Genomic DNA, 20440 nt, shown 5'->3' on the forward strand with positions numbered 1-20440 from the left:
CGTGGCAATCGCCCATTAGAAGCGCACGCTTGCAATAAGGCGCCTTAACGCAAACGGTTATAAGCATGCAGATTCCCGAGATAGAGGTGTTCGCTAACGTCGCCATCAGCAGCAGTTTGTCCGAGGCTGCGCGGCGGCTTGGGCTGTCGGCGATGACCGTCTCACGGCGTCTGGCGGCCCTGGAAAAAGAGCTGGGTGTGCGCCTGGTACACCGCACCACACGCTCCGTCGCACTCACGCCGGAAGGCGAAATGTACCTGCCTTACGCAAAGACCATGCTTGAGGCCAACGAAGCTGCGCGGGCCACGTTGAAAACCAGTGCGGGCAGTGCCAGCGGCACATTGAGGGTCACCGCGCCTAGCGTCTTTGGCCAAACCGTCATCATGCCGCTGCTGCCAGCCCTGCTGGCTGACCACCCAACCCTCAAGGTCGACCTGACGCTATCGGATAGCATCATCGACATCGCCGGGCTCGGCATTGATGTGGCCATTCGCATCGCCACGCTGCGCGACTCGACATTGGTGGCTACCAACCTTGCGCCGAATCCGCGTGTCGTGTGCGCAAGCCCGGCCTACCTGGCGCAATGGGGCACACCGACGGTGCTGGAAGACCTCAATCATCATCGATGCATCGCGTTGCACGGAATGCCCTATTGGCCGTTCACCAACGGCGAGAACGCCGTGGCCATTCGAGCTCAGGGCGCGTTTTCCGCCAACAGTGTCGAGGCGGTGCGCACTGCAAGCAAACAAGGTCTGGGCCTGGCCATGCTGACCTATTGGGATATCCGCAACGAACTTGCTGAAGGCTCACTCGTAAAGGTGAACCTTGAGGATGTGCTGCCCGAGCAACTGTCGATCACGGCAGTGCTACCGACACGTCAACATGTGCCGCACAGAGTGCGCGTGTTCGTTGAGCACCTGGAAAAAGTACTCAACAATACACACAGCGAACCAGACGACCTTCTGCGCCAACACCCCATCACGAATCCAGGTGCACCATGATCAGAGAGTTGAAGACATTTATATGTGTTACGCAGCGGGGCACGTTCGCAGCGGCTGGCCAGCAGGTTGGGCTGACGCAGTCTGCCGTCAGCGCTCAGATCAAAAGCCTTGAGGACAGCTTGGGCGTCAAATTGTTTGATCGTACCGGACGCTCAGCCACGCTCAATTCAGCAGGCCAACGTGCCATTCCCCTGGCCGAGGAAATCCTGCGGCTTTTCGGTCGAATGGGTGCCGCAGACAGCGGCAATGACTTCCACGGCGCACTGCGAATCGGCGCGATCGGCACGGTTCAGACCGGGATCCTGCCGCAGGCGCTGGTGGCTTTGAAGTCACAGGCGCCTTTCATCGAAACCAACCTTGTGCCGGGTGTGTCGTTGAACCTGCTCAGCCAGGTGGACGCTGGCGAGCTGGACCTGGCCATCATGATCAGACCGCCTTTTTCCCTACCCAAGGATCTGCATGCCGAAGTCATCGCGCGCGAGGCTTTCGTATTGATCACGTCCAAAGATGTAGTGGGCGACGACCCGCTGGCGATTCTGGCGGAACAACCCTTTGTGCGGTATGACCGAGGCTCGTTTGGCGGGCGGCTGGTCACCCAGTTTCTCAAGCAGCAAAAAATCCATGTGCATCAGGCACTGGAGCTGGATGAACTGGATGCCATTGTCAAAATGGTACGCAGTGGGCTCGGCGTTTCGCTGGTACCCAAGGCGGGGCTATGGCTCGAACATGCGGATGACGTCAGGGTGCTGGAGTTGCGCCAGCTCACGTTTTTCAGGGAGATCGTACTGGTCTCAAAGTATCGGCAAAAACATTCACCGCTGTTCAACATCTTCCGGACCTGCGTCCTTGATGCGACGTGATGCCTTCCGAATTCATCTGAGCGATAGAAAATCAACCGCGGCACCGCAAGCTGTTGAGCGTTTGTACGACCTATCGTGGTGCAGCATGAACAACAATGGTGCAAAAGCATAAGCTACCGATTTACTCATCGAAATAATTCGTGCTCAGGACTCAGAATTTGCGCTTTTCCCCACTGTGTTTCCGGATAAGAATTGATTCAGGTCAAAACAAATCAATAGGAAATCACCGTGAGCCTCTCCCCTTTCCATCTGGCAATTCCCGTCTACGATCTGGCCGCTACACGTCACTTCTACGGTGAGGTGTTCGGTCTTTCCGAAGGTCGCTCCAGCGACCAATGGGTAGACTTCGATTTCTACGGCCATCAACTGGTCATCCACGAGCACCCAAAGACAGCATCGCAGGAAAGCGTGCACAGCAACCCGGTAGACGGCCACGACGTACCGGTTCCGCACTTCGGCATCATCCTGGAGTGGGCGCAATGGGAAGCGCTGGCAGAGCGCTTGAAAGCGCGCGCAACCAAGTTCGTGATCGAACCTTACATCCGCTTCCAGGGCCAAGTCGGCGAGCAGGCCACCATGTTCCTGTTCGACCCATGCGGCAATGCGCTGGAGTTCAAGGCGTTCAAGGATATGAGCCAGCTGTTCGCCAAGTAAGACGTTGTTAAAGCGACCGTCGCCATTAGAGCGACGGCGCACTCTCAAGCCGTGAAGCCTTGCTGTGTTGCGCCGGATACCTGTGAAAGCTCGTGCTTTCTCTGTCTCGCTGCACGCGCGTGGCCGATGCTTAGCCTGCCGCATGAGGATAGAGAACACTATGTCCGACCTCAGTTGCATTTTGGATGAGCCGCCAAGAGCGCCGCTCTCCACCGTGAAATGGCACTTTGAGCCGTGCGGTGATCGCTGCGTAATCCTTATATTTGGCAGCGTATTTTCCATTGACCTCAACCGCCAGGCCGCCTCGGTAGGCAGCCAATTACGCACTCTGGGCGCACACGGTCAACTGCCGGGCGTCACGGATGTTGTCTCTGCGATGGTGACCGTCGGCGTTCATTACTCTCCTGAGTCAATTGCCAGTCTTTTCCCCGGCGTATCGCCTTACGAATCGATCTGCACACTTGTGACCGAGCGTCTCCAGGATTCGCGCAGTGCTGCCGCAACGACCGGCGCCCGCCTCGATATTCCCGTGTGCTACGACCCGGAATATGCCCCGGATCTTGAAGACATTGCACAGGCCTGCGGCCTGACCACCAACGAGGTCATCGCCGCTCACTCGGCCGACTGGCTGGATGTGCTGATGGTCGGTTTCGCGCCAGGCCATCCTTACATCGGCATGCACGACAGCGCCCTGTCGCTGCCGCGTCGCGCAACACCGCGCACGCTTGTAAAGCAAGGCAGCATCGGCATCGCTAACCGACAAAGTGTGATTTACCCGGCTGATCTCCCCGGCGGCTGGAACCTCATAGGGCGTACACCGCTGCCCATGTTTTCTCCCTTGAGTCAGCCGCCGTGTCTTTTACAGGGCGGCGACCAGATTCGATTTGTACCCATTACCCGCCATGAATTTGATCTGTTGGCTCGGGAGAACACGAAGTGACCATCAAGGTAATCAAACCCGGCATGCTCTCAACCTTCCAGGACACCGGTCGCCATGGGTTCCAGCATTGGGGCGTACCCGTGACCGGCGTGATGGATGAAGATGCGCATGCCCTGTGCAACTTGCTGGTCGGCAACCCTCGCACCTTCAGCACGCTGGAAATGACCCTGCAGGGCCCGACGCTGCATTTTCAGGCCAAAGCCGTGATTGCACTCGCTGGCGCAGACCTTGGCGCCGAGTTGGATGCGATCCCGCTCAAGCCCGGCGTGGCTGCCCTGGTGTCTCCCGGCAGCACCTTGAGTTTCGGCAAACGGCGACAGGGCGCCCGCAGTTACCTCGCGGTAGGGGGCGGCTTTTTGCTGCACCCGCTGATGAACAGCACCAGCACTTACTCCCGGGGCGGGTTCGGCGGGCTGCGCGGCCGCGCACTTCAAGCCGGGGATTTGATCCCCATCTGCTCATCGTTTGCCAACCCGCCACGCCTCAGCCCCCGCTCCCACTTTGGGCTGTACGAAGCGGTTGCCTGCGAACAGATAAGAGTGATCGCCGGAAGAGAATGGAAAGACTTTTCCGCCGAGTCCCAAGCGCACTTCTTGAACCATGACTACACCTTGAGCGGTGACTCTGACCGCATGGGCTACCGACTCGATGGCACACCGCTGGCGTTGTCTTCGCCCAAAGAACTGCTATCGGAAAGTGTCACGTTCGGCACCGTCCAGGTGCCCCCTAGCGGCAAGCCGCTGATCTTGATGGCCGACCGACAAACGACCGGCGGATATCCACGTATCGCCCAAGTAGCCAGCGTCGATCTGCCACGGCTCGCGCAGTTACTGCCGGGCGATAAGTTGCGATTCTCTCTTATAGATTTGAGCGCCGCCGAAACCTTGCTGCTCACCCGCGCTCGCACGCTCAAAGCGATGGAGGCCTTCAATGCCTGAAATAGATTTCAACAGCGACCTTGGCGAAGGCTTCAGCATTTATCGCGCAGGCGACGATGCAGCGATTCTGCCCCACCTCACCTCAGCCAATATCGCCTGCGGGTTTCACGCTGGGGATTCGCGCTCGATGCGCTCAACGGTGGCGCTGGCCGTACAGCTGGGTGTGGCAATCGGCGCCCATCCAGGCTTTGACGACCTGCAAGGTTTCGGTCGCCGGATGATGACGCTGTCCGAGGATGAAGTGTACGAACTCATCGTTTACCAAGTCGGTGCGTTGCTGGGCTTTACCAACGCGGCCAAGGTCGAACTGCGCCACGTCAAACCCCATGGTGCGCTTTACAACTTCGCCGCGGTGCACCGCCCCACTGCCGATGCGATCTGCCGGGCAGTAAAAGACATTGATCCGAGCCTGATTCTTTTCGGCTTGTCGGGTAGCACCTTGGTCACTGCCGCCCAAGCCTGTGGTTTAACCGTGGCACAGGAAGTGTTTGCCGATCGCAGCTACCAGGAGGACGGCACACTGACGCCCCGCAGCCAGCCTGGCGCAATGATCGAAAACCTCCACGAGGCCATCGATCAAGTCATGAACATGCTGCATTTAGGCGAAGTGCGCACCATCCAAGGGACCTGGGTACCGGTGACGGCACACACGCTTTGCCTACACGGCGACCAGCCTGGCGCTGCAGCGTTTGCCAATGCGATCAGGCAAGCCCTGCTCAAAGAGGGCATCACCATTCAAAAACCCGCGCGTGCGCGTACCTGAGTGACACCCACAACGTTTACCCATAATAAAAAGGAAACAGCCATGCCTCGTGAATCAAACCCCTCGTTTTAACTGCCGAGCTTAAAACCTCGTCTGAGAGCTGAATAGTCAATGACGGATGCGTCTGGGCGCCTGCATGCCCGGATGAACTGTGCACTGTCGGTTTTCAGTACGTCACTTTCAAGGCAGGCCCCTCTGCCACTTAACTCTTTTGGCCAATGGCCAGAGTGGAAGGTATTTATGTCTCGTGTTCTCTCTGAAAATACGCACTCGTCGCACCTCGACGTCGAGGCACACGCCACCAGCGGTACAACGCAGTCAGCCGTCATTGCCAAGCGCGCAGCCATGGCCTCGGCCACCGGCACCGCCGTTGAATACTATGAGTTCAGTATCTACGGCTATATGGCGACCATCATCGCACCTCTGTTCTTTCCGGGTGACAACCCTGCCGCTGCACTCCTCGCCACACTGGCGGTGTTCGGCATTGCCTTTGTCATCCGCCCGATCGGCGGCGTGCTGCTCGGTCGCCTTGCCGATCGTATCGGTAGACGTCGAGTGCTGCTCAGCACCGTGATCGGGATGGGCACCGCAACTGCACTCATTGGGGTATTGCCCACCACCGCACAGATCGGACTGGCCGCCCCTATCCTGCTGGTGCTGTTGCGACTGTCCCAAGGTTTCTTCGCCGGTGGCGAAGTGGTAGGCGCCGCGGCGTTTGTAGCGGAATCTTCTCCTAACGGCAGACGCGGGTTCTTCGGTTCATTCACACCGCTGGGGGTTGCCGTGGGTGGCGCAACCGGGGCGATTGTCTGCGGTATCACCACCGGGCTGCTCAGTGCCGAGCAATTGCAGGCATGGGGCTGGCGCATCCCGTTTTTCTTGTCCATCCCGCTGGTTATGTTCTCGTTTTATATGCGGCACAACGTTGAAGAAACGCCGGAATTCAAAGCTTTCCTTGAGAAGGAAAAGCCACCGGTAGCGCCGGTCAAAGAGGTATTCAGCAAAAACCTGCCGGCATTGCTGCGGGTCATCGTATTTGCCTCTGCACAGAATGCGGGTTACTTCATCGGGATGGTGTTCATGAACATCTACCTCACGACGTACCTGCACTTCGACAAATCCAAAGTCTACTGGGTGATAGCAGTGATCAGCCTGTGCATGGCAGCGATGATGCCGTTCTGGGGTGGTTTGTCAGACCGTATCGGTCGTAGGAAGGCGCTGAGTATCGGCTTTCTGGGCTACGCGATTCTGGTGATTCCCATGATGATCCTGATGGACAGCGGCAGCCTATGGATCGCCGCACTGGCCATGTTCGTCGCGACCCTGCCTATGCCGATCGTTCAATCGGTTGGCTACCCGACTTACGCAGAACAATTCCCGACACGTGTGCGCTACACGGCCATGGCGATCAGCATCAACCTGGGCGCCATCCTGGGCGGCGGCATCACCCCTTACGTGGTCACCTCGATTATCACCAAGACCGGCAATTTACTGGTACCGGGCTATTTCATGGCAGGCGCTGCAGTGTGTGCCTTATTAGCGATTCTCACCTTGCGTGAAACCTCCAAGGGCAACCTCCTTAGATAGTTCGACGCCACGTTACGCCCCCAACCCAAGCATAAGGTTGCAGCAGCATGGACATTGAAAAAGTAAAAGAACTGGTCAAGTTGATCGAAGGATCAGGCTTGGTGGAGATTGATTTCAAAGAAGGCAGCAATCGGGTCCGTCTTCGTCGAGACTGTAAACCGGCCGCCGCTCCCCAGGCGGTCGCTCCCTCGCCACTATCCGAGTCGCAGACGGTACAGGTCGAGCCAAAACCCGCCGGCACGTTCATCACGGCGCCGATGGTGGGCGTGTTCTACCGCAAGGCCTCGGCGACTTCGGCAGCGTTTGTTGAGATTGGCCAATCCGTGGCAAAAGGCGATGTCCTGTGCATTGTGGAAGCCATGAAAATGATGAGCACGGTGGAGGCAACCTGCAGTGGGGTCATTGAGGCAATCATGGTCGAAGACGGTCAGCCCGTTGAATACGATCAGCCCATGTTCAACATTGTTTGAGCGACGCGGAGGTCAGAATGAGTAAAGTCGCAAAACTGCAAAAAGTAGTCATCGCCAACCGTGGTGAAATTGCTTTGCGTATCGTGCGTGCCTGTAAAGAACTGGACATCAAGACCGTCGCTGTTTACTCGACGGCCGATACCGAATTGATGCACGTGAAACTGGCGGACGAAAGCATCTGCATCGGCCCGCCACTGGCCACGAACTCGTACCTGAAAGTCTCGAACATCATCGCCGCGGCTGAAGTGACCGGCGCTGATGGTATCCACCCGGGCTACGGCTTCCTCGCGGAAAACGCCGATTTCGCCGAACAGGTGGAAAAATCCGGGTTTGCTTTCATTGGCCCGAAAGCCGAAACCATTCGCCTGATGGGCGACAAGGTATCGGCCAAGGACGCCATGATCGCAGCCGGCGTGCCAACCGTTCCTGGTTCCGACGGCCCACTGCCTGAAGACGAGGAAACCGCTCTGCGCATTGGTCGCGAAGTCGGTTACCCAGTGATCATCAAGGCCGCCGGTGGCGGTGGTGGTCGCGGCATGCGCGTGGTGCACAAGGAAGAAGACCTGATCGAAGCGGCCAAGCAGACCCGTTCCGAAGCGGGTGCCTGGTTCGGCAACCCGATGGTCTACCTGGAAAAGTACCTGACCAACCCACGTCACGTGGAAGTGCAGGTTCTCTCCGACGGCCAAGGCCACGCCATCCACCTGGGCGACCGCGATTGCTCGCTGCAACGTCGTCACCAGAAGGTGTTGGAAGAAGCGCCGGCACCAGGCTTGGATGAAAAGGCTCGCCAGGAAGTTCTGGCTCGCTGCGTCAAGGCGTGCATCGACATCAACTACCGTGGCGCCGGTACCTTCGAGTTCCTCTACGAAAACGGCCGCTTCTACTTCATCGAGATGAACACTCGTGTGCAGGTAGAGCACCCGGTTTCGGAGATGGTCACCGGTATCGACATCGTCAAGGAGATGCTGAGCATCGCCGCTGGTAACGTGCTGTCCTTCACCCAGGACGACGTGAAGATGCATGGCCACTCCCTGGAGTGCCGCATCAACGCCGAAGACCCGAAAACCTTTATCCCAAGCCCTGGTCTGGTCAAGCATTTCCACGCGCCCGGCGGCAACGGCGTACGTGTGGATTCGCACCTGTACAGCGGCTACAAGGTTCCGTCCAACTACGACTCGCTGATCGGCAAGCTGATCACCTGGGGCGCCACCCGCGACGAGGCCATGGCCCGTATGCGTAACGCCCTGGACGAAATCGTGGTTGACGGCATCAAGACCAACATCCCGCTGCATCGGGACCTGGTTCGTGATGAAGGCTTCTGCGAAGGTGGTGTGAACATTCACTATCTGGAACACAAACTGGCGGATCAGCATGGGTGACAAGCCGTCAAAGTTGCTGAGTTCCTGTTAGAGAGTCAGCACCCAATGCTCTCCGGTAACCTGAAGAGGCAAGCCAACATACGATTTCCAAGCGCCCCGTAAAAACGCCATAAGACACTACTCAAACGTACGGGATTACTCTGGTTTACAGTGGTTTTGCGCAGAAACGAAAAAAGACGCCGAAGCGTCCATTCCATAAATCACAGGCAAAAAAAAGCCACTCTATTGAGTGGCTTTTTCGTAATGCTTGGAGCGGGAAACGAGACTCGTATCTGGCGTCCGACTCATTGAAATATAAGGGGTTTCTTTTCTTGCGAAAGCAAGAAAAGACTCAATTCTGGACTTGTTTTTGGGGTGTATCAAGAGCCAAGAAAGACCGATGCAACGAACGTGGCAATCGAGGGCATTCGAGGCTGAATGCAACGACAAGGAAATCCATATCCTGCCGGACAAGACGCGCAGCCACCTGCAACAAGCCCGACCTGCTGCTAGACGAACCGGTCAGCACGCTGGACGTGTCGGTGCAGGCGCGCATTCTTGAGCTGCTTAAAGAGCTTCAGCGTGAGATGGGCATTGCTTACGTACTGGTGTCGCACGACCTGTCGGTGGTCTCCAACTTTGCCCGCCGGGTGCTGGTGCTGCGCCATGGCCCGGTGATTGAGCAGGGGTCGGTGGAGCAGATTTTCAACCATGCCGCCAGCGCGTACACCCAGGAGTTGATTGAGGCGAAATCTGGACGGCATGAGGTCGCCATGGCCGTGGCAGTGTTAGTGGTGGAGCTGAGTATTGGGGCCAAGCGTAGTCAAGAGAGCGAAACCAAGGTAAGCCAGCATTTGGTAGGCCTAATGTCCAAAACCCAACAACACATGAGCTCCCCTATTGCGTTATTGATGGAGGTCCAATGCATAAAGCAAAACGGAAAATGACTCCTCAACCCGGCCAATGCAACCAGTGCGTCAACTTCGATTGGCAATGCATATTCAACCTCGTAGCAAAAAAACGGAACAGATCGGCACGCCGTTAGAAATAGAGGCGCTTGACGTGCTGAACCGGCAAGGCATCCGGTAAAGCACCTGATATAGTGGCACTTCAGCAGCACTCAAGACCTTTAGAGAATCCGGGGCAATTCACCTGGATTCAGAGGTTGACGCGAAGGTGCTGGCCAAATGACTATTTACACTATCTTCCCAGAGCAAACTGGCGCAGGTGATAACTGCCTTTACGGCAAATTCCACAGTAGGCATTCACAATTCTTCAGTCGTCGAGGTGCTGTTCCCGCCCGGCAACCACAATTGAAATGGATATCCAATTGATCGACACAGTGCGCGCCTCCCGCGAAGGGCACCATTTTCACGAAGCATGGACAGCACGCTGGGCACTCAAACTGTTAGCACCGAAGGACAAATTGATCGGCATTGCCGTCGAGGGACTTTCACCGGCCGACCAGGTCAACAGTGACGATGCAACTGCAGAAATTGCAGACCTTGCCCTCTACTACGGCGCCAGCCCCGACTTCGCCCATTGTGACGCGCAAGCCATTCTGCAGCTGAAGTATTCGATCGCCAAGGCGAACGTGCCCTTGGTTGCGTCGGACATGATCAAGACGATCAGGAAATTCTCTCAGTCTGAAATCGAGTTGCTCAAACTGTATCGCGGCACCCACAGCATCTTGAAACGCACCTACCGCGTCGTGAGCAATCGTCCTTTCGGTCAGCACTTCCTGGATGCAGTCGAAGCGCTGAAAACCGCTGTGCAACCGACTGACAGTCAAGTTTCTTCGCAACTTGACCAGATCAAGAGGGTTCTGCAGTTGAACCCGGCCGATTACGGTGTGTTTGCCAGCCGTCTGGAGTTCGTTGGAAAAGAGCCCACTCTCCAGGGCCTTGAAAACATTGTGTCGAAACGCATAAACCTTTGGTCCGCAGGCAGCGGGCTGCATACATCAGCACGGCTGGGCAACTTGAGAGCAATGATTCGCGCCAAAGCTGAAGGCGCTGGTCAGAATAACAACGTGATTCAGCTCGTAGACGTTTTGGACGTGCTGCAGCTTGAAGAAGTAAAGGATTTATTGCCTACGCCTGAAGCGTTCCCACCCGTCAGAGCGAAGCTGACACGATTGCAGGCATTCGAACTCATCACTCGCCTGAAAACTCTCGACCGTCCTCTGCTTGTGCATGGTACCGGCGGCATGGGAAAAACCGTGCTGATGCAGCAACTGCGAGAGTCGGCACCTGACGAATTCAAAGTCGTGCTTTTCGACTGTTTCGGCGGGGGTGCCTACCGAGACCGCCTGGATCAACGCCACAGGCTTGATCGTGGATTGCTGCACATAGTCAATCTGTTGGCTCTGGAAGGACTGTGCGACCCGTTGCTGCCAGGCCAGGAAGACGATGCCAAGATACTCCGCGCAGCCATCAAGCGGCTGAAAGACGCCTGCACAACGCTGCAGGAAATTGCTCCCGGCGCCTTGCTTGTGCTGATTCTCGACAGTGTCGATAACTCAGCCCAACAAGCCTCTGATCTGGGTGAAGTTGCCTTCCCAACCGAACTACTCAGATTTGCCAAATCAGAAGGTTTGCTTCTCAAGATGCGCTTGGTCCTGACATGCAGGACCGAGCGGCGTCGCTTGCTCGGTAAGCAACTGGATGTAGAAGAGGTCGCACTGCTGCCCTTCACTCGGCTGGAAACCGCTCAGTACCTTGAAGAAGCCCTGCCCAAATCACAGCCCAATGATGCAAGCATCGCATTTGCCCAATCGGGTGGAACTCCCCGGGTATTGGCTTATCTTGCACAGCACTGGCACAGGTTGGGGGACGCTTACCGGCAACCGACCCCCATCACTGTGGAACAACTGATCAAGGATCATATCCTGCAAGCGTCGAAGGATAACCACGCTGAGAACTATCTGGATCAGTTCCTGGCTGGGCTGGCCGTCCTGCCCGTTCCTGTGCCAGTGGCCGACTATGCCGTGGCTTACAACGTCACCTCCGAAGAGGTTCACAGTTTATTTGCGTCTCTGAGCCCCTTATTGGAGGTGACTCCATTCGGGGTGATCTTCCGAGATGAACCGACCGAAACCTGGGTTCGCAAATGCTATGCATCAAAGTCGGGAGTATTGGCCGAGCTCGCTGATCGCCTGAGAAAATTACAAGGGGAATCGCATTATGCCGGTATTGCGCTGCCTCACTTGCTGGTGGTCTTGAAAGACATCGTGGGAGCTGTGGAACTGGCATTGAACGACAGTGCCCCACGCGACCTGCTGGACACTACCGGAGGCCGCAGGATCAAGATTGAGCGTGTTCAGGCTGCCCTGTGGTTGGCAATTGGCCAAGTCGACGCCGGCATCATTGCGCGCTTGATCGTGGAAGCCGGCACCCTCCACCACGCCGCGCAAAAAGGAAGCCGGTACATTGCGACTTATCCTGACCTCTCGGCCATACAGAGTGACAGCGACATACTGCTTCAGTTGTACCGCTACCGTAACGGGGCCCCTGCTCTGCGTCATGCTCGGCTGACCATTGCTTACCTTCTGTCTGGGGCGCCAGACGATGCCGCACAGCACTTCAAATACACCAGAGAGTGGCTGCATAAACTTGAGAAAAGTCGAGGATCCGCTTCCGACACTCACTTTGCCCATGTAGCAGTGTCGTTTTATCTGTTGCTCCAGCGGGACTTCAGTGCGTTATTCAATTCGACCTTGCTTCATTCAACCAGCGATTCATTTCAAATCACCGTCAAGGTGCTGTCTCTGGCGCGAACGCTACCTGATCGCGGCATTATCACTGAAATGGTCACGGCGTTACGCGATTCTGGAACGTTATCCCTGGGCCTGCTCGCTGGCGTGCTCCATACCCTCTACAACCTGTCACGAGAGGATGAAGCCGGTTTGCTTGAGCAGTTGGCCAGTGCCATAACGGCCACACCAAAAAGTACCCAGCTAAGAACGTTTGGCGACAACCCGCTATTGGATGCCGCCATTCGCGCCTACCGGTCAGGCCAGCTGGATACCTGCCGTATATTGCGCACTGCCTGCAATATAACGCCGCTTGAAGTGATTGCCTTCGAACACGGGTCACATGGGCAGGATCTATCGGACTGGCTGATCGACAGGATGCTGGGTGCGCTGCTCTGCGCGCGCCAACCTACGTTGATGGACATCTTGCCCACTCCACTCAACGACATTGCACAACACATGCAGGATCCCTGCATCGAGAATATTACTGCCCACTTGAATAAACAGAGCAGCACCAACGAGGAGGAGGCGCAGCACAGAGAGAGAATGCTGAAAACGCTTCGGGCGCGTATTGCACCGTTGATGAGTGTAACTGCACTGTGTGCCTCCATACTGAGCAGCACAGCTGAAGTAATTGATGCCGCTGTAGCTGACTTGATTGGCCTGTGCAAAACCATTCGCGACGAGCAGATTGATTTCGAACCCACACTGCCATCTCCCAGTGACCTGGAACAATTGGCCCGACGCCTTACCTTTCGCCTGTTACGCTCAAGTCAAGGGTTCTCGGCGGGTAATGCTGCAGCATTTTCCCAAGCCTTGGACTGCCGCGCACGCCATGCATTTGAACCGATTGACTATGTCGAACACTTCGCCAATCAGCCCGCTCTGCATAACCTGGCTGGAGAGATGGCGGACAACGCTGCCCCACGGTTCCTGCAAATACGCGACCTTGGTTTGCGGCGAGATGCCTATGCCAGTCTTGCACGGGCAATATTGCCTGTATCACCAGAGGTATCCTACAGCCTGTACAACGAAGGGCTGAAGTTGATCGACGACGTCGGTTTTACCGATACACGCTTCCTGCACAGCGTGTTTTCGATCTGCCAGCACGCCGACTCATCCGCACTCAACGTTTCGCAAGCTAGCCGTTTTGCGAGTCTTTGCGAAACCGGTCGTGCTGGCCACTATGGCGTTGATTTCCCTTGGCTGATTTTCGGCAAGGCTGCTACAGCCACGTTCGGTTATCGAGCATTAACGCTGATCAGCCGTTGGGATAACGATAACCACGCGAGCCTTTCACATTCATTGGCACCAGTGCTGGTCAACTTGCTGCATCAACAGGCCATTGACGCTGTGCAAGCCTTGGCATTGTTGGTGCTTGAAACCCCGGAGCATTGGAATAGCTTTCAACTGGACCGGCTTGAACAACGTGACAGCTGCGATATAGGTATAATTGATGCTTTGGTTTCCCGCGCAGACCTGACATTCATCGAGGTCATAGAAGAACTGACCCAGCGTGTAGAGCGCGAATGGGAGCGCAGCGAAAAACTGCCGACGCTGCTGCTGTGGGGTCTGCACGCGGCAGTAAAGAAGCGTCCCGAAGATGCTGGGGCGTTCCCAGCGCGGCTCGAGGCCTTGTATCATGCGCAGCAAGCCACATTGATCGGGCCCGCTTCATCCGAAATCCATGCAACGAATTCTGGTTCAACCTGGCCCGATCCCGAGGACCCCTACCCGTTGGTTACGGAGTTGGCTGGCGCTACTGATCCTTGCGACAGCTCATCGATTCAAGCGAGCTGGATGTATCTGGTGGAAACAAACGCTTTACGCCCTCAGTCACTGTTCAAAGATTTGCGTGCCAATGTTCAATACGCCCAGCGGTTTGCTCATGTACAGGCATTGAGCCAAATCCGTTCCCCCTCGGGCGAGCTGGATGTGCTGCTTGTCGCAATCCAGGATTGCCTGGATGAATGGCATAAGACCCCCTCCTTGAAGACCCTGCGCACCACGTTGGCGGGCGCACTGATTTCAGAAAATCTGTCGGCTTTGGTGGGTGAGCCTTACGCGCTGGACAACCTGCTCGGCAAGCTGGCGGCGCTGGGGCCAACCTCTGCCTGTGAAGTAGCCTGTAACATCGTTGCGACTGCCTGCCAACGGAGGGTCGATGTGGCGCCTGCCGCATGGCTTGCGCTTGGGGCAACGCTCTCTCAGGAACTTGATACCCCGAACCTGTCAGACGTTGTAAAGCAAGTGCTCGACAGCCCGGTTGCGCTACTGGCAGAACGGGATGACGTCGGCCGTCATCAGGACTGGCTCACACGTGCAGGCAATGTCAATGACTGTATCGTGGACCTGCTCTGGTTGAGACTGGGTGATCAAAACCTACGCCACCGAGCGGCTGCCACCGATGCGATAGTATTTCTTGCCAGACACGAGCGCTTGGCTCTACTGGAACAGCTTGTCGCACGTCGAAACAGCCGCGATGTACCGACGCTGAAGGCTGCACAAGGAGAGTTCCGCTTTCTTGATGCAAAACTGTCGCTTGCCCTGGGACTTCTGAGCGGCTTGCAATCGACGCAGGCACCGCCCCTGCGCGTCATTCTCCACAGCATGCTCGACCCGCAAACGTGCCACCCCCTTCTGCGCCAACTTGCATTGGAAGCCGGTGCGACTCATGAGCCTAACTCACCTGGCACAGCCGCTGTATCCAAACCTTTACCATGGGAAAGTCTGCAAGGACCAGAAGCGGTACTGGCCGAAGCGCAAGAAGACGAACCCGTCTACTTGCCAAGGCTGGCCAAGGCTTTTGCCTTGAAGCCCGAGGTAGTTGCCACACGAATTGGAGCGAAGATGATTGAATGGGGGGCAGCAATGCCGAATCTCGACCTGGATAAACCTCAACTAGAGGACGAGACGCCCTCCTCTCGCTACCGATCAGCTTTCCGCCAGCGCAGCTTTTTGGAGCATCTGCGCTGGCACGCGTTACTGACAGTAGGAGGGGAGTTCGCCGATGTATACCGCAGTTCTTCGCGTTTATTTGATGAAGAAGAATGGGCATCGCTGGTACGAGATGCCTGGGATGAGTACGGGGTCATATGGTCTTGATTACTCAAGGGTAGCTATTTACTGCTCGCATAAATGGCGACCCATCGGAGTGATATCTTGAACATGGAACAGGCTCTGGCCTTGTTGGCAAAAGCTCAACACCATCAACAACCTGCCTACGAGCCCAGCATCTTTGCCCTCGGCGGGAGAGGCTACTACGAAAATCCGACCACCGACCTGCTCGCTCTCTTCCTTGATCCCGCGCAGATACATGGCTTTGGCGACTGCTTCCTGCGAACTCTACTGGGTTGTGTATGTGAGGGCTCAGTGCCTGACCCTGCACTTTGCCTGCCGCCCCAGCGCGAAGTCATTACCGACAATGGCAATCGCATCGACCTGCTCCTTCAAGGGAGCGACTGGGTACTGGTAGTGGAGAACAAGATACTCCATGGCCAGATCAACCCATTCGCCGATTACGAACTCCATGCCGCAGGACTAGCCAACAAAGGTTCAAGTCGCGCGTTTTTTGCCGTGCTGTCCCCTTCAGGGCAAAGCCCAGACAGTACGTGGATCGGTTTGAGTTACGCAGCATTCATCAAGGCGCTGCGCGAAGAAATGTCCCATCACCCGCAACTCCAGGCACTGGACAAATGGCAGGTGCTGGCAGCGGAGTTCTTGTTGCACCTGGAAAACATCACCGTGGAGCAAGCAATGAGTGTCGACAGCATTGAGTTCATCTTCGAACACCTGCCTCAAATCAACGCGCTCAACAAGTTGCGCGATAAAGCAATTGAAGCATTCAACAGAAAAATTCTCGCTCGACTCCAAGCAGAGATTACCGGCTACGTGCCTTATACGAGACGGCACACTTGGAGTAACGGTCCAGCTCTGCGATACGCCTGCAATGACTGGGAGAGCTGGTCAGATGTAGTCCTCTACCTGGACTGCAGCCAATCCAAGCTGAAACCTTTCATACGGGTCTACCTGATCGACGCAGACGAGTACCTCATGGAACAGGGGCGTCAACTGTTCACTGGCATGAGTCAACAACCTTGGAACGAAGGTAAATCCATCATCGGTTTCGAGTGGGACCTGAAAGCCTTCAACGAACAGAAAGTCCTTGAGACTGTTACAGAAAAGATGACGCTGCTGATGCACTTCGAGAACACTATTCGCCAAGCGTGAAACCCAGTGGAATCTGGCCACGGACAGTAACAGCAAAGTCCTCAATGAACTGGCGAACAAACTGTTTGGCCTCTGGCCATTCCCAGTGACAAAAACGTGCAGTTGGCCCTAGTCAGCGACCCGGATCCGGAAGTCAGGCAGGCAATGGTTTGATTTGAACTCACAAGCAGGCTGAGCTCTTAGATCCACTGCACGAGATATAGTCCACATCATCACATTGGACGTCAGCTGGAAAACTGACATCACTTCGTCCAGACGAGTCGATAGGTTTTTTTTTCAGTGGCCTTGTCGTGATAGGGTTTTTCTCTTGGGATCTCGCGTGTTCGCACGCAAGGGCTCCCGTCGCACTCTTCAATTTCCACGCCTCCACCCAGTCGCTTCAACTCTGCGATGTTGTGCTCAAGCGTCGCCATCTCTTGCTTCCTCTTAGCAATTTCATCTGTGCTGGGCACTGCGAAAAAAAACAACAGCGCTAGAGGCAAGACCACGCCAAGATGAATCGCTACGATGGTGAGCCAGAATCGACGCCTAAGACTGTCACTGGCCGCCTGGTATTTTCGTGCAGCATTAAGCGCTGCGACGTCAGCCTCTTCAAACTTGCTGACTAGTAGCTTGGCCGCTTGTGATGCAACTGACTCAGCAATCTGCGCAGTGGAAGCTCTCAGCGCCGTTGGTACCTGCTGCAGACTTTGCTCGACTCGCCTCTCCAAATCCGCTAAACGCGTAATCGCTTGCTCGGCAGCCTTTCTGTCATTCTCTGCAGCGCCCATTATGCCCTTGGCGGCAACGGCCATCGCTCGCAGGCTTTGATCATTTTCGTTCAAGTCTTCCTCCATTCCCATCACATAGTATGTTCAGGGCCATCGCGGCGCTTTCGGGGATATTCTTTGCTTCGCTCCAGCGAAGGAATAGATCGCTCGAACTCCGCCCCCCGCATTTCTAGTTCCAACCATTCCCGATGCGGCATGCTCAAGTCACAGATGTCCCGCAGCTGAGCAAAATGCATTGCACCACCTGCGCCCATGACCAAGAGCACGCCACCTGCGTCTACCGGATCGCCGTCTTGTATATTGCGTAGAAACCGCAGATATATTTCCGAATGCTGTCGCGATACCGGGTCGAGCTCGCGGGTGGCCTCCAACGCAGTTTGCTCTACCAATCGCTCAAGACTTCCCGCAGTCAATCTCAAACACTCGGTATCGAACGCGTCAAGGTATGGGACGACCCGGGATATCAAAGGAGTTTTGGTGTCGCTGGTGTCAACCTCGACGTACCAATGCAGACTTCTCGATGTTTCGACCAAAGCGCGATTCTCACCTGATAAAGCTGCCATGAGTAATCGATGCCTTATCCGTTCCTTTGAAAGCTTGGCGCCCTTCATCTTGAACTCGATCAGTCGCACTACACCTGGAAAGCTTAACAGTACGTCTGCCAGCTCCCTGTCCGCGGGAGTCTGCTGTAGCAAGTTGACCACGCTCGGGAGCAAGGTATTGGCGTCCAAACATGACCGCACCGCGAATCCAAGACCGTATAGGAAATTTCCTATCACGACGTTTTCGTAGATTTTTTTTACTCGGTTCTGTTTGTTTCGGTCCCGAACCTCGCTCTCATCCTGTTGATCCAACTGGCCTCCTTAATTTCTGAATTCACGTCGTATGGAAGCCGTATGTGAACATTCCATATTGTTAGTGACCGCGTGGGTCGTTTCCATTTTATCCATGTACGTTTGTACTAGAGCGCCTCAGCATGAAAGCCTGACGTTGCCTTCGAATCGATAGGCCCCGCTTTTTTCTTTCACCCTTTCGATAGCCCGTGCCTCGTCCCGGGTCGTGGTGGGCGTTATGAGAATATGACATTTCTCTTCTAAATAGCATTGCCGGCCAGCCTCGGTCTGCAAGTCATAACCTGGGACCTGCCCCGAGAAGAAGAGATGCTTGGCGAGGATTGACTGCTTGCTTACAACGTCAGAGGGGTTACTCCATTTACCTCCATCCTTGAGCTTCAAGCGAGACTGCCTCGACTGTCGGTGCTGTATAAGCCTTTTACGAAGATTAACGCTGATGCCCACCTTCAGAAGCTCGCCCTGATCAGTGACGATCTCATAAAGACCAGGGGCCGTAGGCACGGCCGCTTCGATCTCAGAGAAACGAATCACAGGACACTGTTCGACCATTCGTTCAGTTTTTCCCTGCAATGACGGCGACACCAATCCGATCTGCCAGATCGAGCACCGCGTCGTAGACAATAGGATCGTCTACCAGGCTGCGCGAAACACCTTGTGGACGAAGCGAACCTCCGGGAATACGGTCACCAAAAAGAACCACAGCTCGTGCAGAATCGTCTTGCCTGGATACCCAATACAAGCCTTGCGCATCCGGGCATTGGCGATGGATCGCTTCGGCCCATTTGCGCGTCGCCGGGTACTGATCCTTCTCAGTGTCGATCAACTGCTTACGGGTGATGCCCAATTTGCGCAGGGGAACGCTGGACAGATCGACCACTTGCAGCGGTTGATCGATCTGGACAGCGGAGTGCACCTGTCCAGCTAGCTTTCTTTTATCGAAACTCTTGAAGCCTGGCGTATGGGGAACATCGTGAAAGACGGTCTCCATCAAGGCGCACTCTATTGTCGTACCACCATATAACGTTGGAATCGCTTGCCCCTGGTCATTCTGGATTGGGCTGAAACGTGCGTTGCCCTGCACGCCTGGGTTGAATTGATCGGGCTGGTATTTGTCGTGGTGCACGCGATGGAGCATCACGCCTTTAGCCATTTCAGTGAACGTGACGTGCAACGTAGCCTCAGGCGCCGGAGTCACGGATGCCGCCGAATCATCCGACGGCGGAGCCCCACGTTCACTGCCCTTAGCACTGCGCTTAGCCATGGGCGATGCCTTGAATCTCGTCCAGTGCCGCGTCGATCACTCGGTCAGGTACCGATGCCAATAGGTCCTGGGGCTTTTTGCCGCCCAAAAAACTGTTGTCTGAACGGAACCAGTAAGCCATACCCCAGCTTTCCTTGTGCCCCTCGAAAATCTCAATGACTTTGGCCAGCGCCTTCAACGGTCGGTAGCTTGTATCCGGGTCCAGACCGTAACCGGGGAAATAGTCGACCCCACCATGATTGATAGCGAAGATCTGACCTTGCTTTTTCCACTTATTGGGCTGGGCGCTGGGGTTTCGGGTACTTAACTGCGCCACTTGTGCAATGTCGGCGGCGGTTAGCCAGTCGCCACTCTCCAAGACCGCCTTGCGAGCTTGGACCAGCATCGCCGCCTCCTTGAGCAAACGGGGCGAAGGCGGCTTACGCGTAACAAAGACTTCGGCCAATCGTTCCAGGGAATTCAAGTCTTGGCGCTCCTGCAAAACCTCGTACATCGAGGACGCCACATTTGCGAAATTCTCAGCCAATGCTTCGAAAACGTTGGGTTTGATGTGATCGAAAGATACGACCAGCACTCGATCCGCATGCGAGCGGCTCAAGCTAGCCCGAGCCTCCTTAGGTGTACCTACCAAGGTGGAGACGCCCGATTGCTCTGTAACGCTCATGGAAAATCTCCTAACCAGTTATCTACGCTATCAAATAATAGCATATCTTTGATAACCCTAGCTCTGTCCTTAACCTCCATTCATCCGGATGCATAGATAGAGTTGGCATAACCCAAGTCAGCACTGCTTGGATTCCCAGCGCACCACGACGTCAAATCTTCCGGCGGGCCAGCCCCCCCTTAGGACTGAAGACCTGCACCACATCGACCTAGAAAGATGCTTTCCTGTTAACAGGTATTGCGCGCAAGGCAACGCTGCCCCGGGATCGACACCCTTCGCGTCCAGCTCGTACGTCGACGGATCCTCGATCAAGTTGCATAAAACCCCTTGTGA

General features: G+C 55.7%; 16 protein-coding genes and 1 pseudogene. 12 read left to right on the top strand and 5 right to left on the bottom strand.

All coding sequences use genetic code 11. The features are described 5' to 3' along the window. Window positions 1-65: 65 nt before the first annotated feature. The 12 genes and pseudogenes from ACVWXD_RS13675 to ACVWXD_RS13730 all read left to right on the top strand — a co-directional run bounded on the left by ACVWXD_RS13675 (window position 66) and on the right by ACVWXD_RS13730 (window position 16558). The gene (locus tag ACVWXD_RS13675; RefSeq protein ID WP_050442814.1) at window positions 66-1001 is read left to right on the top strand and encodes a LysR family transcriptional regulator; all 936 of its coding nucleotides are present in this window, start codon (window positions 66-68) and stop codon (window positions 999-1001) included. Then, window positions 998-1861, top strand: coding sequence for a LysR family transcriptional regulator (locus ACVWXD_RS13680; RefSeq protein WP_457371119.1), 864 nt, complete (start codon window positions 998-1000; stop codon window positions 1859-1861). Before ACVWXD_RS13675 ends, ACVWXD_RS13680 begins: the two co-directional genes overlap by 4 nt. Before the next feature lie 228 nt (window positions 1862-2089). After that, window positions 2090-2515 carry a VOC family protein gene (locus tag ACVWXD_RS13685; RefSeq protein WP_034105550.1) on the top strand — a complete coding sequence of 142 codons (426 nt, stop codon included), beginning with the start codon at window positions 2090-2092 and terminating at the stop codon, window positions 2513-2515. Between the two features lie 160 nt (window positions 2516-2675). Continuing rightward, a complete protein-coding gene (locus ACVWXD_RS13690; protein ID WP_457371120.1) occupies window positions 2676-3455 on the top strand; it encodes a 5-oxoprolinase subunit B family protein in 780 nt (259 codons plus the stop codon). After that, window positions 3452-4393 (top strand): 5-oxoprolinase subunit C family protein, encoded by a 942-nt coding sequence (locus ACVWXD_RS13695; protein WP_032885538.1) that lies wholly within the window; start codon window positions 3452-3454, stop codon window positions 4391-4393. The genes ACVWXD_RS13690 and ACVWXD_RS13695 overlap by 4 nt, the downstream gene beginning before the upstream one ends. Continuing rightward, window positions 4386-5156, top strand: a complete 771-nt coding sequence (locus tag ACVWXD_RS13700; protein ID WP_457371121.1) for a LamB/YcsF family protein — start codon at window positions 4386-4388, stop codon at window positions 5154-5156. The genes ACVWXD_RS13695 and ACVWXD_RS13700 overlap by 8 nt, the downstream gene beginning before the upstream one ends. A 240-nt stretch (window positions 5157-5396) precedes the next feature. Next, the gene (locus tag ACVWXD_RS13705; RefSeq protein ID WP_032885542.1) at window positions 5397-6743 is read left to right on the top strand and encodes an MFS transporter; all 1347 of its coding nucleotides are present in this window, start codon (window positions 5397-5399) and stop codon (window positions 6741-6743) included. A gap of 47 nt (window positions 6744-6790) precedes the next feature. Continuing rightward, window positions 6791-7213, top strand: a complete 423-nt coding sequence (accB, locus tag ACVWXD_RS13710) for an acetyl-CoA carboxylase biotin carboxyl carrier protein (RefSeq protein ID WP_457371122.1) — start codon at window positions 6791-6793, stop codon at window positions 7211-7213. A 17-nt stretch (window positions 7214-7230) separates the two neighbouring features. After that, window positions 7231-8595 (top strand): acetyl-CoA carboxylase biotin carboxylase subunit, encoded by a 1365-nt coding sequence (accC, locus tag ACVWXD_RS13715; protein ID WP_457371123.1) that lies wholly within the window; start codon window positions 7231-7233, stop codon window positions 8593-8595. A gap of 473 nt (window positions 8596-9068) precedes the next feature. Further along, window positions 9069-9347 (top strand): annotated as a pseudogene (locus ACVWXD_RS13720) (ABC transporter ATP-binding protein); the annotation flags it as partial. Between the two features lie 557 nt (window positions 9348-9904). Continuing rightward, window positions 9905-15433 carry an NACHT domain-containing protein gene (locus tag ACVWXD_RS13725; RefSeq protein WP_183701822.1) on the top strand — a complete coding sequence of 1843 codons (5529 nt, stop codon included), beginning with the start codon at window positions 9905-9907 and terminating at the stop codon, window positions 15431-15433. Between the two features lie 63 nt (window positions 15434-15496). Next, entirely contained in the window at window positions 15497-16558 is a 1062-nt protein-coding gene (locus tag ACVWXD_RS13730) for a PD-(D/E)XK nuclease family protein (protein ID WP_457371591.1), read from the top strand. Between the two features lie 242 nt (window positions 16559-16800). On the opposite strand, the gene ACVWXD_RS13735 is transcribed toward ACVWXD_RS13730, so the two are convergent. The 5 genes from ACVWXD_RS13735 to ACVWXD_RS13755 all read right to left on the bottom strand — a co-directional run bounded on the left by ACVWXD_RS13735 (window position 16801) and on the right by ACVWXD_RS13755 (window position 20107). After that, window positions 16801-17382 (bottom strand): hypothetical protein, encoded by a 582-nt coding sequence (locus ACVWXD_RS13735; protein ID WP_183701828.1) that lies wholly within the window; start codon window positions 17380-17382, stop codon window positions 16801-16803. A gap of 17 nt (window positions 17383-17399) precedes the next feature. Beyond that, entirely contained in the window at window positions 17400-18182 is a 783-nt protein-coding gene (locus ACVWXD_RS13740; RefSeq protein WP_177020190.1) for a hypothetical protein, read from the bottom strand. A gap of 117 nt (window positions 18183-18299) precedes the next feature. Continuing rightward, the gene (locus ACVWXD_RS13745; RefSeq protein ID WP_183701831.1) at window positions 18300-18731 is read right to left on the bottom strand and encodes a hypothetical protein; all 432 of its coding nucleotides are present in this window, start codon (window positions 18729-18731) and stop codon (window positions 18300-18302) included. Between the two features lie 4 nt (window positions 18732-18735). Continuing rightward, a complete protein-coding gene (locus tag ACVWXD_RS13750) occupies window positions 18736-19443 on the bottom strand; it encodes an RES family NAD+ phosphorylase (RefSeq protein WP_183701834.1) in 708 nt (235 codons plus the stop codon). After that, on the bottom strand, window positions 19436-20107 hold the full coding sequence (locus tag ACVWXD_RS13755) for a hypothetical protein (RefSeq protein ID WP_183701837.1): 672 nt from the start codon (window positions 20105-20107) through the stop codon (window positions 19436-19438). Before ACVWXD_RS13755 ends, ACVWXD_RS13750 begins: the two co-directional genes overlap by 8 nt. Window positions 20108-20440: the final 333 nt, after the last annotated feature.

This window comes from Pseudomonas sp. TE3911 (assembly GCF_054062775.1).

What these genes read in the sequence shown, in the direction of transcription:
- accB (WP_457371122.1), top strand. Translation starts at nt 6,791, where the DNA reads ATGGACATTGAAAAAGTAAAAGAACTGGTCAAGTTGATCGAAGGATCA.
- ACVWXD_RS13690 (WP_457371120.1), top strand. Translation starts at nt 2,676, where the DNA reads ATGTCCGACCTCAGTTGCATTTTGGATGAGCCGCCAAGAGCGCCGCTC.
- ACVWXD_RS13675 (WP_050442814.1), top strand. Translation starts at nt 66, where the DNA reads ATGCAGATTCCCGAGATAGAGGTGTTCGCTAACGTCGCCATCAGCAGC.
- ACVWXD_RS13705 (WP_032885542.1), top strand. Translation starts at nt 5,397, where the DNA reads ATGTCTCGTGTTCTCTCTGAAAATACGCACTCGTCGCACCTCGACGTC.
- accC (WP_457371123.1), top strand. Translation starts at nt 7,231, where the DNA reads ATGAGTAAAGTCGCAAAACTGCAAAAAGTAGTCATCGCCAACCGTGGT.
- ACVWXD_RS13755 (WP_183701837.1), bottom strand. Translation starts at nt 20,107, where the DNA reads ATGAGCGTTACAGAGCAATCGGGCGTCTCCACCTTGGTAGGTACACCT.
- ACVWXD_RS13730 (WP_457371591.1), top strand. Translation starts at nt 15,497, where the DNA reads ATGGAACAGGCTCTGGCCTTGTTGGCAAAAGCTCAACACCATCAACAA.
- ACVWXD_RS13680 (WP_457371119.1), top strand. Translation starts at nt 998, where the DNA reads ATGATCAGAGAGTTGAAGACATTTATATGTGTTACGCAGCGGGGCACG.
- ACVWXD_RS13745 (WP_183701831.1), bottom strand. Translation starts at nt 18,731, where the DNA reads ATGGTCGAACAGTGTCCTGTGATTCGTTTCTCTGAGATCGAAGCGGCC.
- ACVWXD_RS13700 (WP_457371121.1), top strand. Translation starts at nt 4,386, where the DNA reads ATGCCTGAAATAGATTTCAACAGCGACCTTGGCGAAGGCTTCAGCATT.
- ACVWXD_RS13750 (WP_183701834.1), bottom strand. Translation starts at nt 19,443, where the DNA reads ATGGCTAAGCGCAGTGCTAAGGGCAGTGAACGTGGGGCTCCGCCGTCG.